This is a genomic window from Kytococcus sp. Marseille-QA3725 (assembly GCF_054950055.1).
The window spans coordinates 537,240-550,757 of the sequence record NZ_JBUCLA010000002.1 but is presented as its reverse complement, the minus strand read 5'-3'; the positions used below and the strand labels follow the sequence as shown (position 1 = coordinate 550,757).

10 protein-coding genes are annotated in these 13,518 nt (G+C 75.2%); 6 read left to right on the top strand and 4 right to left on the bottom strand.

The annotated features are described in order from the left end of the window. The first annotated feature begins 2 nt into the window (after positions 1–2). From cydC to purB, 5 genes are all read left to right on the top strand, one after another. A complete protein-coding gene (gene cydC, locus ACY8FT_RS10690; protein WP_462418875.1) occupies positions 3–3,695 on the top strand; it encodes a thiol reductant ABC exporter subunit CydC in 3,693 nt (1,230 codons plus the stop codon). A gap of 165 nt (positions 3,696–3,860) precedes the next feature. Continuing rightward, positions 3,861–4,256: a BlaI/MecI/CopY family transcriptional regulator gene (locus ACY8FT_RS10685; protein ID WP_462418874.1), complete on the top strand. Its 396-nt coding sequence runs from the start codon at positions 3,861–3,863 to the stop codon at positions 4,254–4,256. A 51-nt stretch (positions 4,257–4,307) separates the two neighbouring features. Next, on the top strand, positions 4,308–5,156 hold the full coding sequence (locus tag ACY8FT_RS10680; protein WP_462418873.1) for a M56 family metallopeptidase: 849 nt from the start codon (positions 4,308–4,310) through the stop codon (positions 5,154–5,156). 177 nt (positions 5,157–5,333) lie between these two features. Further along, positions 5,334–6,713 carry a hypothetical protein gene (locus ACY8FT_RS10675; protein ID WP_462418872.1) on the top strand — a complete coding sequence of 460 codons (1,380 nt, stop codon included), beginning with the start codon at positions 5,334–5,336 and terminating at the stop codon, positions 6,711–6,713. Positions 6,714–6,841: 128 nt separating this feature from the next. Beyond that, positions 6,842–8,290, top strand: a complete 1,449-nt coding sequence (gene purB, locus ACY8FT_RS10670; protein ID WP_462418871.1) for an adenylosuccinate lyase — start codon at positions 6,842–6,844, stop codon at positions 8,288–8,290. A gap of 78 nt (positions 8,291–8,368) precedes the next feature. Here purB and ACY8FT_RS10665 read toward each other — a convergent pair whose 3' ends face one another. From ACY8FT_RS10665 to ACY8FT_RS10655, 3 genes are all read right to left on the bottom strand, one after another. Then, positions 8,369–9,016: an energy-coupling factor transporter transmembrane component T family protein gene (locus ACY8FT_RS10665; RefSeq protein ID WP_462418870.1), complete on the bottom strand. Its 648-nt coding sequence runs from the start codon at positions 9,014–9,016 to the stop codon at positions 8,369–8,371. Continuing rightward, a complete protein-coding gene (locus ACY8FT_RS10660; protein WP_462418869.1) occupies positions 9,013–9,780 on the bottom strand; it encodes an energy-coupling factor ABC transporter ATP-binding protein in 768 nt (255 codons plus the stop codon). The genes ACY8FT_RS10665 and ACY8FT_RS10660 overlap by 4 nt, the downstream gene beginning before the upstream one ends. Positions 9,781–9,959: 179 nt before the next feature. Beyond that, on the bottom strand, positions 9,960–10,583 hold the full coding sequence (locus ACY8FT_RS10655; RefSeq protein ID WP_462418868.1) for a biotin transporter BioY: 624 nt from the start codon (positions 10,581–10,583) through the stop codon (positions 9,960–9,962). Between the two features lie 187 nt (positions 10,584–10,770). Here ACY8FT_RS10655 and ACY8FT_RS10650 point away from each other — a divergent pair, with 187 nt between their 5' ends. After that, positions 10,771–12,762 carry a P-type ATPase gene (locus tag ACY8FT_RS10650; RefSeq protein ID WP_462418867.1) on the top strand — a complete coding sequence of 664 codons (1,992 nt, stop codon included), beginning with the start codon at positions 10,771–10,773 and terminating at the stop codon, positions 12,760–12,762. 84 nt (positions 12,763–12,846) lie between these two features. Here ACY8FT_RS10650 and ACY8FT_RS10645 read toward each other — a convergent pair whose 3' ends face one another. Further along, positions 12,847–13,500: a VOC family protein gene (locus tag ACY8FT_RS10645; protein WP_462418866.1), complete on the bottom strand. Its 654-nt coding sequence runs from the start codon at positions 13,498–13,500 to the stop codon at positions 12,847–12,849. Positions 13,501–13,518: the final 18 nt, after the last annotated feature.

The window sequence follows — 13,518 nt, the reverse complement described above, 5'->3', positions numbered from 1 at the left end:
CTGTGAAGCCGTTCGACCCGCGACTGCTGCGTCTCCTCCCGTCCACGCGGAAGGAGGTCGCGGCAGTCGCGTTCCCGGTGGTGCTGCAGGGCGTCGTCGCCGTGCTGCAGGCGCTGGCGGTGGCCTGGCTGGCCACGTCGGTCACCGCGCGCGTCTACGCCGCGGCCACCGGTCGGCCGACGCCGGCCGGCATCGGGGCCGGTGAGCCCTCCCCCACGCTGGGGAGCCTCGGCCCGCTGGAGGTGCCGGAGGCCGTGCTGCGTGGCGCCGACGATGCCGGGGTGGGGGGCCTGCTCGCCGCTGTCGACGGCCTGTGGCAGCCCGCGCTCGTCGTGGCCGTCCTGCTGGCGCTGCGCGGGCTGCTGGCGGGGTGGGTGCACCACCGGTCGGCCGTGGCCGGGTCCCGGGTGGCCGGTGCGCTACGGCAGGCCGTGGCCACGCGCTGGCTGGCCGGTGGACCGGGGCGCTCGTCCACCCGCCTGACCGCTGGGGTCAACCAGGTGGAGCCCTACGTCGCCAGCTACCTGCCGTCGCTGGTGGCCGCGGCCGTCGTGCCCGTGCTGGCCCTGCTGGCGCTGGCGTGGGTGGACCTGTTCAGCGCCGCGGTCGTCCTGCTCACCCTGCCGCTGCTGCCGGTCTTCGCCGCCCTCATCGGGGCGTCGACCGAGGCCGAGACCTCCCGCCGCTGGCGCAGCCTGGACGCGCTGGCCGGGCACTTCCTGGACGTGATGCAGGGGCTTCCCACGCTGGTGAATCTCGGCCGCGCGGAGAAGCAGGTGCGCACCATCGAGGAGGTCGGGCAGCGCCACCGCCGTGCGACGGTGCGCACGCTGCGCACCGCCTTCCTCACGACGGCGGCGATGGAGCTGCTGTCCACCATCTCGGTGGCGATCGTGGCCGTGTTCGTCGGTCTGCGCCTGGCGCACGGTGACGTGGGGTTGATGGTGGGGCTCGCCGCCATCCTGCTCGCACCGGAGGCGTACTGGCCGGTGCGGCGGGTGGGGGCCGACTTCCACTCGGCGGCCGACGGCGCCCAGACCCTGGACGAGCTCCTGCCGTTGCTGGAGGAGAGCGGGGGGCCCGGGGAGCCGGGTGTGCCGGCGGGGGCCCCTCCCGCGACCGGGACCGGCCTCGCGGCCGACGGTGTCTCCTTCACGCACCCGGAGGGTCCGACGGTGCGGGTCGAGCCGGACTGGGCCCTCCCGGCCACGGGTCTGGTCGCGGTCACGGGCCCCTCGGGTGGCGGCAAGTCGACCCTGCTCTGGCTGCTGGCCGGCCTGCTGGAGCCGACGACGGGAACCGTGCACCGGCCCCGCACGCACCTGGTGACGCAGCGCCCCTTCCTGCCGCGCGGTGACGTGGAGGCGGCCCTGCGCATCACGTCCGCCGCCGCGGACGCACCCCACGACGTGCTGGCCGCCGCCCTGGAGCGGGTGGGTCTGCTCGAGCTCGTCGAGGGGCTGCCGCAGGGCTGGGCCACCCCGCTGGGTGATGACGGGCAGGGCCTGTCCGCCGGCGAGCGTGCCCGGCTCGGGCTGGCCCGCGCGCTGCTGGACGACGCCCCGGTGCTGCTGCTCGACGAGCCCACGGCCCACCTGGACGGTGCGACCGCCGAGCTGGTCCACCAGGTGCTGCGGGAGGAGGCCGGCCACCGCCTGGTGGTCGCGGCCACGCACCGGGACGCGCTGGCCACGGCCGCGGACCTGCAGGTGACCGTGCGGGACGGCCTGGTCGCGGCGCCGGATCCCTCGGGCACGTCCCGGGTGGCCGCACCAGGGACCTCGGGCACCCCCCAGGTAGTGGCGCGGGAGGGCTGGGGCGTTCCGGCATCGCGCGCCGACCACAGAAATGCGCCTGCGGTCCAGAAACCCGCCCCGGAACACACACATCTGGAACGCCGCCGCACTTCTGCGGCAGGCACCCCGAGCACCGCGGACACGGGCGCAGCGGGCACCGCGGGCGCCCCGGGCGCGGCACGCAGGCGCGCCCAGGGGTCGGAGGCGCCCGTCGTCCAGCGCACTCCCCGGCTGTGGCGGGCCGCTGCCGTCGGCGGTCTCTCGTCGCTGGCCGGCGTCGCCCTGACCGCCACCTCGGGCTGGCTCATCGTGCGAGCCTGGGAGCAGCCGATCGTCCTGATGCTGATGGTCGCGATCGTCGGGGTGCGCACCTTCGGGCTGGCCCGGCCGGTACTGCGCTACGCCGAGCGGCTGGACAGCCACGACGTCGCCCTGGACCAGCTGGTCTCCCGCCGGTCCGACACCTACCGGCGCCTGGTGCCCCTGACCCCCGCCCGACTGGGGCAGCGCGGTCGCAGCCGCGTGCTCACCGGTGTGGTGGCCGACCTGGATGACGTCGTCATGGCCGCCGTCCGCTGGTGGGTGCCACTGGTGGGCGCGGTGGCGACCGGCCTGGTCGCGGCACTGCTGCTGTCCGTCGCGTCCCCGCTGGTCGGGCTGCTGGTCGCTCTGCAGACGCTGGTGGTGGTCCTGGGCGCCGGCCTGGTGGAGCGCCGCCTGGCCGGGACGCAGACGGCCGAGCTCGCCGCCCGGGAGCGCACCTGGGAGGCCGCCCACACCGTCGCCGAGCGCTGCGACGAGGTCCGTGCCGTGGGCGCCGACCGGACGGCACTGGGCGCCCTGGTGGACGCCGAGCAGGAGGTCACCCGGCAGGTCAGCCACCGCGCCGCCGGCCAGGCCCTCGTGCGGTCCGCCGGCTGGGTGGCCGCGGGGCTCGTCGTCGCCGTCGCCGCACTGGTCGCCCCCGCGACCGGACTGAGCGGCCCGCTCACCGCGCTGCTGGTGCTCACGCCGCTCGCGCTGGCCGACGTGCTGGCCGGCGTCCCCGATGCCGCGAGCGCCCACGCCCGCGGCCGGGCCGCGCTCGACCGGGTGGAGACCCTGCTCGGGCAGCCCCCGGCCGTCGCGCAGGCGAGCGCGGAGCCGACGGGGACCGCCGTGGAGCCGGCCGGCGCCACCGCGGAGCCGACGGGAGCCGACGTGGACACGACGCAGACCACCCCGCGCCCGGTCAGCCCGCACCCCCACCTGCGGACGACGGACCTCGAGGCCCGCTGGACGCCCACCGCGCACCCGACGCTCCACGGGCTCGGCCTGGACCTGCCCGCCGGCCGCCGCATCGCGCTGACCGGCCCCAGCGGCACCGGCAAGTCGACGGTGCTGGCCGTGCTGGCCCGCCACCTGGACCCGTCCGGCGGCCACTACACGATGGACGGCGCCGACGTGCTGGACCTGCCGCTGCCCACCACGCGGGCGACCGTCGCGCACCTGGACGACTCGCCGCACGTGTTCTCCTCCACGCTCCGCGAGAACCTGCGCGCCGCCCGCCCGGGGGCGCCGGACGCCGAGCTCGAGCAGGCCCTCCGCGACGCCGGGCTGGCTCCCCTGCTCGAGACGCTCCCCGACGGCCTGGACACGATGGTCGGCGCCCGCCACCGGCGGGTCAGCGGCGGCGAGCAGGCCCGCATCGGCGTGGCGCGGATGCTGCTCTCCGACCGCCCGGTGGTGCTGCTGGACGAGCCCGTGGCCCACCTCGACGGGCCGACCGCCCGGGCGGTCATGGACGAGGTCGGTCGCGCCACCCGGGGCCGATCGGTGGTGCTCGTCAGCCACCGCACCGAGGGCTCGGACTGGTGCGACGCCGAGCTGCACCTGCAGCGAACCGGGTCGCCTCGCTGATTACGACCCCGGGCGTACTATGAGGCGTCGTGCTCGTTCGGCACCCGCTCGTCCCGCCGCCCGACGCACGGCACGCACGACCCACGCACCACCCGCGTTCACCGCGCGTCCTGTCCGCACGACGTCCCGCACCACCCCCACGGGGGAGAGTCCTGGAGAGCTGACATGTCGAACACCGCATCCGGTCTGGGTGATCTGGAGCAGGCCATCATGGACCACCTGTGGGACCGTCCTGCCCCGCAGCCCGAGGGGTTCACCGTGCGCGACGTCCACGAGACGCTCGGCGCCGTGCGGGAGATCGCCTACACGACCGTCATGACGGTGATGGACCGGCTGTCGCGCAAGGGTTTCCTCGACCGCACCAAGAAGGGGCGCGCGTACGTCTACCAGCCCGCCACCACCCGCGAGGGCTTCGTGGCCCGGCTGATGTCGGAGACCCTCGGCGAGCTGCGCCCCACCGACCGTCGCGCCGCCGTGCTGGCCTTCGTCGACGACGCGGGCGCCGAGGACGTCGACGCCCTGCGCGAGGCCCTCTCCCGCCTCGAGGACGACCTCCGCTGATCCCCGGGGCACACCGCCCCCGGCGCGTCACGGCGCCGTAGCATGCCGGGAATGTCTCCCACCCTGGTGCTCGCGGCGCTGGCCGTGCTGCTGACGCTGGGTGCGCCTGCCCTGCTCCCCCGCCTGTCGGTGCTGCGCCGCACGCCGGCGTCGGGGCTGCTGCTGTGGCAGTGCTGCGCCGTCGGGGGGCTCAGCGCCACCCTGCTGCTGCCGGTCGTGGCCGCGCACGAGTTCGGGGGGCTGTTCACCGACGACCGGCACCTGCACCCCGGGGGGGTCGGGGCGGCCGCCGCCCTGTCCCTGGTGCTCATCCTGCGCCTGTTGTGGGCCGCCCACACCGTCGGGACCGACCTGCGCGCCCTGCGGCAGCGCCACCGCGAGACCGTCGACCTGCTCGACCCCCAGCACGGCTCCCGGGACCGGCTCCGCGTCATCGACGCCGACGGCCCGGTGGCGTGGTGCCTGCCGGGGCGCCGCCCCCGCATCGTGATGTCGCGGCCGGCGCTGGAGACGCTCACCGACGACGAGCTCCACGGCGTCTACGTGCACGAGCGGGAGCACCTGCGCCGCCGGCACGACCTGGTGCGCGAATTCTTCACCGCCCTGGACGCCAGCGTGCCCGGTTGGCTGCGGCACCCGCGGGCACAGGAGGAGGTCGAGCTGCTGGTGGAGCTGCTCGCCGACCGCGCGGGGGCCCACACGGTCGGGGCGCTCACCATGGGCCGCGCCCTGGTGCGGATGGGGGCGAAGGGGGCACCCTCCACGCTCGTGCGGGTCACCGCGCTGCAGGAGCTCGGGCGCCCGCGGCGTCGGCAGGTGCTGCTGGTGGCCTCCGCGGCCGTCCTGCTGGCCGCGGCGCCGTGGGTCGTCGCCACCGGCGCGCTGCTGCCCGGCGGCTGACCCGGCCGCGGCGTCCAGGACCCGCAGTCTGGCGCTCTCGGACCCGCGGTCCGGCGCTCGGCGACCACCCCGGGGGCGAACATCTAGGCTGGGGCCATTGTTCGCGTGGCTCCGGACCCCCGGACGTTCGCGGCCACTGACCGACTGATCGACTCGAGACGCGTTGGAGGTACCCGCATGGGCGGATGGGGAGCACTGGAGTGGATCGTCGCCATCGTGCTGCTGGCACTGGTGGTGGGGATCGTCTGGTTGATGACCCAGGGCACGGCGGTGCAGGACCGCCTGGCCGGGCGCGAGCCGCGACCCCACCTCGACGAGGGTGACCGTCACCTCGACGAGGACGACGACCTGGACCTCGCCGACGAGCGGGACCGACTGGACGAGCGCGAGCGCGACGTCGTCACCCGCGACGCCGGCCGCGAGCGCGGCACGGACCGGGGCGCTGGTCGACGCACCGCCTCGTCGACGGCCGCGGCGGGCACCACGACCACCGCGCACGAGCCGACCGACCTGTTCGACCAGGACGCCGAGGACGAGCCCGACACCGACGGGGCCACCCCCGCCGCGTCCGTGCTCGGGGACGACGAGCCGGAGACCGACCCCACCGGGACGACCGGCACCGGGACCGACCGCGATCTGTCGGACGACGCCACCCGCGGCGGGGCCACCGGCACCGCCGACGAGGACTCCGACGGCACCGGGGCGCACGCGCTCGGTGACCTGGACGAGGAGGCCGACGCCACCGTCGGCCCGGTGACCACGGACCCCGACGAGTCGCTCGATGCCGACGAGACCCTCGTGGCCGGTGAGTTCGACGAGCGCGAGGACGAGGGCTCGGCGACGATGACCACCGACACCGCCCAGCGCACGGACTTCGCGGACGACCCGAGCGACATCGAGGCCGCCACGAGCACCGACCCGGGCGAGCTGCACGCCATCGAGGCCGAGGAGCCCGACGACATCGAGTTCCCCGGCTACGAGGCGACCGAGGCGACCGCCGCCCGCACGGAGGGCACCGAGACGGCCTCGCAGGACGAGGAGCTGAGCGACTTCAGCGGCCCGGGCTCGGACGGGACGGACACCCTGCCGGCCACCACCGACGAGGACACGGCGCCGGCCGACGACCTCGAGGACCCGTCCGACCAGGACGAGACCTGGGACGACGTGCAGCCGACCGACTCCGCCGAGTCCGTCGCGCCGGGCACCGTGGACGCCCCGGAGGCGGACTTCCCCGAGGCCGACCAGCTGCCCGCCGTGGCGCCGGTCGAGCAGCCCGACGCGGAGCTGGTGGAGATCTCCTCCGAGGACCAGCAGGGCCAGCAGGCCGAGCCCTCCGTGGAGCAGGACGAGCAGGTCGCCGAGCAGCCCCTCGGGGAGCAGGACGGGCAGCAGACCGAGGCGGACGCCCCGGCAGCGGACCTCCCCGAGGACGACGCCGACCGGGCCGCCCCGGTGACCGCCACCTCCACCCAGGAGTGGCTGGGCCGCGGGGAGATCCCGGCTGACATGGACACCGACGACCTGGACCCGTACACCCCCTGGCAGCAGGGGCGCTGACCCCGGCCGTCACCGAACGGGCCCGCATCCTCCCGGGGATGCGGGCCCGTTCGCGTCGCGGTTCGCTCCCCTTGCCCTCGGGTGCGGGCTCGGCGCGCAGGGGGCCGCGCTCCTGCGAGAATGCCTCCATGGTCGATCTCTCCACGCTGCAGCCCGCTCTCGCCCTCGGCCCGCTGGACGGGCGCTACCGCCGCCAGGCCGCCCCGCTGGTGGACCACCTCTCGGAGGCCGCGCTCAACCGCATGCGCGTGCACGTGGAGGTCGAGTGGCTGCTGCACCTGACCGACGCGCGGATCTTCGACGGAATCGAACCGCTGACCGAGACCGAGCGCGCCGACCTGCGCCGCATCGTCACCGAGTTCGACGGGGACGACATCGCCGCACTGGCGGAGATCGAGAAGGAGACCGTCCACGACGTCAAGGCGGTGGAGTACCGCCTGAAGAAGCACCTGGCGGGCGTGCTGGCCGGGCGCGGCGAGGAGCAGGTGGCGCGCACCACCGAGCTCGTGCACTTCGCGTGCACCAGCGAGGACATCAACAACCTGTCCTACGCGCTGATGATCCAGGGGGCCGTGCGCGACGTGTGGCTGCCGGCCGCCTCGGGCGTGGTGGACCAGCTGGCCGCGATGGCGCGCGATCTGCGCGACGTGCCGCTGCTCTCCCGTACCCACGGCCAGACCGCCACCCCGAGCACGATGGGCAAGGAGCTCGCCGTGCTGGCCCACCGCCTCGGCCGCCAGGTGCGGCGCGTGCAGGGCGCCGAGTACCTGGGCAAGATCAACGGCGCCACCGGCACCTACGGCGCGCACACGGTGGCCCTGCCCGGCGCCGACTGGGTGGAGCTGTCCCGCACCTTCGTGGAGCATCTGGGGCTGGACTGGAACCCGCTGACCACGCAGATCGAGGCCCACGACTGGCAGGCCGAGGTGTACGCCGACGTCGCGCGCTTCAACCGCGTGCTGCACAACCTCTGCACCGACGTGTGGACCTACATCTCGATGGCCTACTTCGCGCAGGTGCGTGGGCAGGGCACGGTCGGCTCGTCGACGATGCCGCACAAGGTCAACCCGATCCGCTTCGAGAACGCCGAGGCGAACCTCGAGGTGAGCAACGCCCTGCTGGACGTGCTGGCCTCCACGCTGGTGACGTCGCGTCTGCAGCGCGACCTGACCGACTCCTCGATGCAGCGCAACATCGGTGTCGCTCTGGGCCACTCGCTGCTGGCACTGGACAACGTGCGCAAGGGCCTGGACGGCCTGGACGCCGTGCCGGAGCGGATGGCCGCCGACCTCGACGAGAACTGGGAGGTGCTCGGCGAGCCGGTGCAGTCCACCATGCGCGCGCTGGCCGCCCAGGGTGTGCCCGGCATGGAGCAGCCCTACGAGCGCCTCAAGGAGCTCACGCGTGGCCGCCGCGTGGACGGCGACGCGATGCGCGAGTTCATCCGCGGGCTGGGGCTGCCGGCCGAGGACGAGGCGCGCCTGGTGGAGCTCACCCCGGAGACCTACACCGGTCTGGCCAGCCAGCTGGTGGACCGGCTCGAGACGCCCAGCGAGACCGACGAGAAGGAGAACTGATGCTGACTCTGATCCGCCGCATCCTGATGGGCCGCCTGATCGGGGCCCTCCTGCGCCGCATCGGCCTCTGAGGCCGACTCACCCCCGCCGGGTGTCGTGCCGGCGGGCACACCAACGGCTCCCACCCTGCGGCTCGTAGCCGCGCGCCAGGAGGGCGTCGCCGAGCATCTCCGAGGCCCGCACGGCCCGGACCACGACCGGGATGGCGAAGCTCGTCACCGACAGCGGCCTCCCGCAGGCGATCCGGGCCTCGTTCGCCTGCTTGGCCGCATCGACCATCAGCGGCACCGAGCGCACGGCCAACGAGAGCACCAGCGCCCAGTGGTCGGTGTCCACCCCCAGCCGTCGCAGGGGGCGCAGCGCCCGTTGCAGCACGGCCAGCACCTTCCCGACCGGCGTGGTGAGCGAGACCGTCCACGCGAGCAGCACCGCCGCTCCCACCCGGCCGACTGCCCGCAGCGCGGTGGCCCCGTCGATCAGCCACCACTGCACCAGTCCGAGCACGAGCAGCAGGATCGCCACCGCCCGCAGCGGGCCGCGCAGGGCGCTCCACGGCAGCCGTGCAGAGGCGAGCACCACCACCGCCACCGCGAGCGCCGCCATCGCGAGCGGCCACGTGCCCAGCAGGTACATGCCGACGGTGGCCACGGCCAGCCCGCCGAGCTTCCACGAGGCCGGCAGCCGGTGCAGCCACGAGTCACCCGGCACGGCGATGCCGACGCTCACGCCATCAGCCGCTCGTAGAAGGGCACGGCCACCTCGGGACGGTCGTCGCAGACCACGCGCCCCTCGTCGAGGACCACCACCCGGTCGAAGCCGTCCAGCAGGTCGAGGTGGTGCGTCACCATGACCACCTGCTGCTCCAGCGCCATGAGCTCTGCCCCCACCCGGCGACGGTTGCGCAGGTCGAGCAGCGTCGTCGGCTCGTCGGCCACCAGGATGCTCGGCCCGGCCATGAGCACCGCCGAGAGCGCCAGCAGCTGCTTCTGCCCGCCCGAGAGCAGGTGGCAGGGGTGCTCGGCGTGGTCCTGCAACCCGGCACGCACCAGCGCCTCCTGCACCGCATCGGCCCGCTGGGCCGCCGACCAGCCCCGTCGCCGCGCGGAGAACTCGAGGTCCTCGCGCACCGTCGGCATGACCACCTGGTGGTCGGGGTCGCTGAACAGGAAGCCGACGTCCCGCCGCACCGCCCGCGCGTGCCGCCGCACGTCCACGCCGTTGACGACGACCCGCCCGGCGGTCGGCCGCTCCAGCCCGATGACGCAGCGCGCCAAGGTGGACTTGCCCGACCCGTTCGCCCCGATGAGGCCCACGCGGTGCTCGGTCAGCTCCAGCGAGACGTCGTCCAGTGCGCACCGCCCCTGCCGTTCGAGGGTGACGGACTCGAACCGGATGCCGGTGTCGCCCCGGCGGGCGCTGGAGCCGGGTGGGCCGCCGGTCCCGTGGGCGTCCGGGCCGGGTGCTTCACCGGCTCCGGCAACACCGTGCACCGAAGAGTCCGCAGACCGACCCTTCCGGTGCACACTCCCCTCCCCGACCACGTGAGCACCCGCAAACTGGTCCTTCCGGTGCACGCTGCCCTCCACAGCCGGCCGGGCACCCGCCGAGTGTCTCCCGACCGGGCCACCACCCGCCGGGTGCGCGCCCGAACCGCTGCCGACCACGCCGCTCAGCGACGCGCCGGGTCGGCCGGCAGCGTGCCCGGGAGCGCCCGCGCCACCGCGGCGATGACGACCGCGGCCAGCGCCGCCTTCAGCAGGTCGCCCGGCAGGAACACCGCGGCGCCCAGCTGCCAGGCCTTGTCCCACGGCATGTCGGTGGCCAGCTTCAGCCACGGCACCCCGACCGCGTAGAAGAAGGGCAACCCGGCCAGCCCGGCCAGGAACAGCCACAGCCCGACCATCCGGCCACCGCGCCGCATGGCCACGCGCGAGACCAGCCCGATGACCACCGCACCCAGCACGAACCCGACCAGGTACCCGCCGGTCGGCCCGGTGAACACGCCCAGCCCACCGGCACCACCGCTGCCCACCGGCAGCCCGATGGCGATGAGCGCCAGGTAGACGAGCACCGCCGCCGCCCCGGCCCACGGGCCGAGCGCGAGCGCCGCCAGCGTCACCCCGAGCGTCTGCAGGGTCACCGGCACCTGCCCGCCGAAGACCATGAGCCCCGGCACCACGGCCAGCGCGGCGATGAGGGCGGCGAACACCGCGACCTGGGCACCGGTGCGGACGGTGGACTCGCTGCGGTCGCGGTCGTCCCCGTGGTCGAGGGCAGGGTCGTTCGTGTGCATGGTGTTCATCGTGTTCCCGGGTCTCCGATCAGAGCGGGGCGGGCGTGCGTGGTGGCCTCCACGAGCAGTCGTCTTCTCGACCTCCCGGGCCCCGGCGGGCGTCATTCAAACACGCCCGTCACACCCTGGGCTCACGCCGCGAGCCGAGGCCGGGAGCGCGGCACCGCCCCAGTACCGTGGCCCCATCATGGTCGAGACCCCCGCCCCCAGCGCACAGCCAGCACCTCAGCGGGTGGGTGGCAGCCCCGCACGCCTGCTTGCCACGGTGCGGGTGGCGGCCCCGGTCGTCCTCACGGCCGTGGCGTGGGTGCTCTCGCTGACCGGCGGGCCGGGTCCGCTCGTGGCCTTCTGCGCCGTGGTCGCCTGGCTGGCCGCGGTCCCCTCGGTGCTGCCCGAGGTGCGTCTCTCCTGGCGCTCGGTCCTCTGGCTCCCGGTGCTGGCCGCCCTGGTCTCCGCGGTGCACGGCGGCATCGACCTCTCCCGGGACGGCACCGGCGCCCCCTTCGTGACGACCACCGCCGCCGCGGCCCTCGCGGCCGTCACCCCGTGGCTCGTGTGCCTCGCCCGGGACGTGATGGCGGCCCGCCTGCTCCGCATGCGCCGCAGCCTCGGCGGCACGGCCACCCGGCTCGTCGAGAAGGGCGGCGCCCGCCGCCGGCTGACGGTGCCGCGGGCCGCGCTGCGCATCGGCGACGAGGTGCTGGTGCCCGCGGGCACGGTGGTGCCGGCCGACCTGCACGTCACCGACGGGGAGGGCCTGGTGAGCCTGGAGCGGCTCTCCACCCGCACCGCCGGGCACCCGGTGTCCCCGGGCGACATGGTCGTCGCCGGCTGCGTGCCCCAGAAGGCGCTGGTGGGCACCGTGGTGCGCGCCGGGCAGGACACCGCGATCTCCCGGGTGCTCACCCCCGCCCTCGCCGCGCTGCGCGGCACCTCCGGCCCGGTCCTGCCGCCGCCGGACCTGCACACCCGCACCACGACGGAGGACGCCCAGCTGCCGATCCAACGCTCCACCGACCTGGCGGCCTGGTGGTCGGTGCCCGTCGTGGTCGCCCTGGCCGCCGTGGCCGGCCTGGTGCACGGGCTGCTCACCGATGCCGGGGCCGGCGTCCGCGTGGCCACCGCCGTGCTGCTCGCGGCCTCCCCCGCCGCGGCCCTGGCGGCCGTCCCCAGCGCCCTGCGCGGCAGCATCCTGCGCGGCGCCCTGCTGGGACTGCGCATGAAGGGCGTGCACCCGCTGCAGTCGGGACGCGACATCGACCTGGCCCTGGTGGACCCCTCCTCGGGGATCGCGACCGGGCACCCCCGCCTGGTGGAGGTGCGCCCGATGCGCGGCCTGGACCCCGACGCCGCCCTGTTGGCCGCCGTGTCCGTCGCCCAGGACGGCGAGGGCCCCATCCCGCGCGCCCTGGAGAGCGCCGCCCGCACCCGCTCGATGTCCCCGCGGCGGATCACCGACCAGCAGGTGCGCAACGGCGGGCTGAGCGCCCACATCAAGGGCATGGAGGTGACCGTCGGCGACGAGTCGCTCTTCGACACCATCCCGCCCACCCTGCGCCCCGAGCCCGACGATGACGCCCTGGTGGCCTACGTCGGCTGGGGCGGTCGCCCGACCGCGCTGCTGCGCTTCCGTGACCGGCTGCGCCCCGGCGCCGCCGAGGAGGTGCAGCGGCTGCTGCGCGCCGATGTGGTGCCCCACCTGATGTGTGCGGAGCCGGCCGCCGTGGCCCGCCGCATGGCCGAGCGGGTGGGCGTCCACTCCTCGGAGGTCACCGGCGGCCTGGACGACGCGGGCCGCGCCGCCCTGGTGCAGGAGATGCTCGACGAGGGCCACCGGGTGGCGCTGCTGACCCGCGACGGGCGCGACGACGCCGCGGTGCACGCCGACCTCGTGATCGCCCCGACCTGGGCGGACGAGCAGAACCGCGCCATCGCGCAGGTGGAGACGGTGCGCCCGGAGATGGCCGCCATCGCTGACGCGGTGAGCCTCACCCGGCACACCGGCGCCGTGGTCGGCCAGAACGTGATGCTCGTGGCGGGCTACCACCTGATCGCGGTGGTGCCTGTGGTGGCCGGCTGGGTGGTGCCGCCGGCGGCCGCGGCCCTCGCGCTGGTCCCGCTGGTCGGGGTGCTGGTGGGCAGTCAGCGCATCAGCGTCGGCACCGGCTCGCGCATCTGACCGGGACGCGCACCCAGGGTGGTGCGCACACGCAGAAGACGGGCACCCCTCCGGGTGCCCGCCTTCTGCACATCGACCGGTCGGTCAGACCGTGACCTCGCCCTTGTCGGTGCGGAAGGTGACCGACATGAGCCCCGGGGTGCCGTTGGGGGCCACGAAGTCGAACGCCACCTCGGGCTCCCAGTCCTCGCGGTCGGTGCCGACCTCACCGGTCAGGCCGATCCACTCACGGACCCGGTTCGGGTCGCCGGCGATCTGCAGGCTCGCGAGCTCCGCGGTGGACGGGCCCACCTCGGAGGGGTGGCGCTGATCGCCGTCCCAGCGCAGGAAGAAGGGCAGCTGCGGGTCGGCGATGAGGCCCTTCACGCCGATCTGGCGCCAGGTGAGCTCGGTGCCGTCGGGGCGGTGCCGGTTGCCGGCCACGGAGTCGCGGCCGAGGCGCTCCTCGACGGGGCTGAGGTCGTCCATGGCCACCACCCAGCCGAGCCAGCCGCCACCGGCCTCGCTGCGAGCCTTCACTGCCTGGCCGAAGGGCACCTTGTCGGTGACCGGGTGCTGCAGCGGCTCCACGATCTCCACCCAGCGGCCGTCGGCCAGCGGGAGCACCATGTTGCGGGTGCCGAAGCGGGGGTGGTTCCCCCCGTCGACGACCTCGATGCCGAGGGCCTTGCCCAGCCGGGCGGCCGCGGCATCCAGACCCTCGGGACCGGCGGCGAAGGAGACGTGGTCGATACGCATGGCGTCATCCTGCCACCG

Excerpts from the sequence above, each read along its gene's own strand:
- ACY8FT_RS10685 (WP_462418874.1), top strand. The coding sequence starts at position 3,861 with ATGTCGAACACCGCATCCGGTCTGGGTGATCTGGAGCAGGCCATCATG.
- ACY8FT_RS10680 (WP_462418873.1), top strand. The coding sequence starts at position 4,308 with ATGTCTCCCACCCTGGTGCTCGCGGCGCTGGCCGTGCTGCTGACGCTG.
- ACY8FT_RS10675 (WP_462418872.1), top strand. The coding sequence starts at position 5,334 with ATGGGCGGATGGGGAGCACTGGAGTGGATCGTCGCCATCGTGCTGCTG.
- purB (WP_462418871.1), top strand. The coding sequence starts at position 6,842 with ATGGTCGATCTCTCCACGCTGCAGCCCGCTCTCGCCCTCGGCCCGCTG.
- ACY8FT_RS10655 (WP_462418868.1), bottom strand. The coding sequence starts at position 10,583 with ATGCACACGAACGACCCTGCCCTCGACCACGGGGACGACCGCGACCGC.
- ACY8FT_RS10650 (WP_462418867.1), top strand. The coding sequence starts at position 10,771 with ATGGTCGAGACCCCCGCCCCCAGCGCACAGCCAGCACCTCAGCGGGTG.
- ACY8FT_RS10645 (WP_462418866.1), bottom strand. The coding sequence starts at position 13,500 with ATGCGTATCGACCACGTCTCCTTCGCCGCCGGTCCCGAGGGTCTGGAT.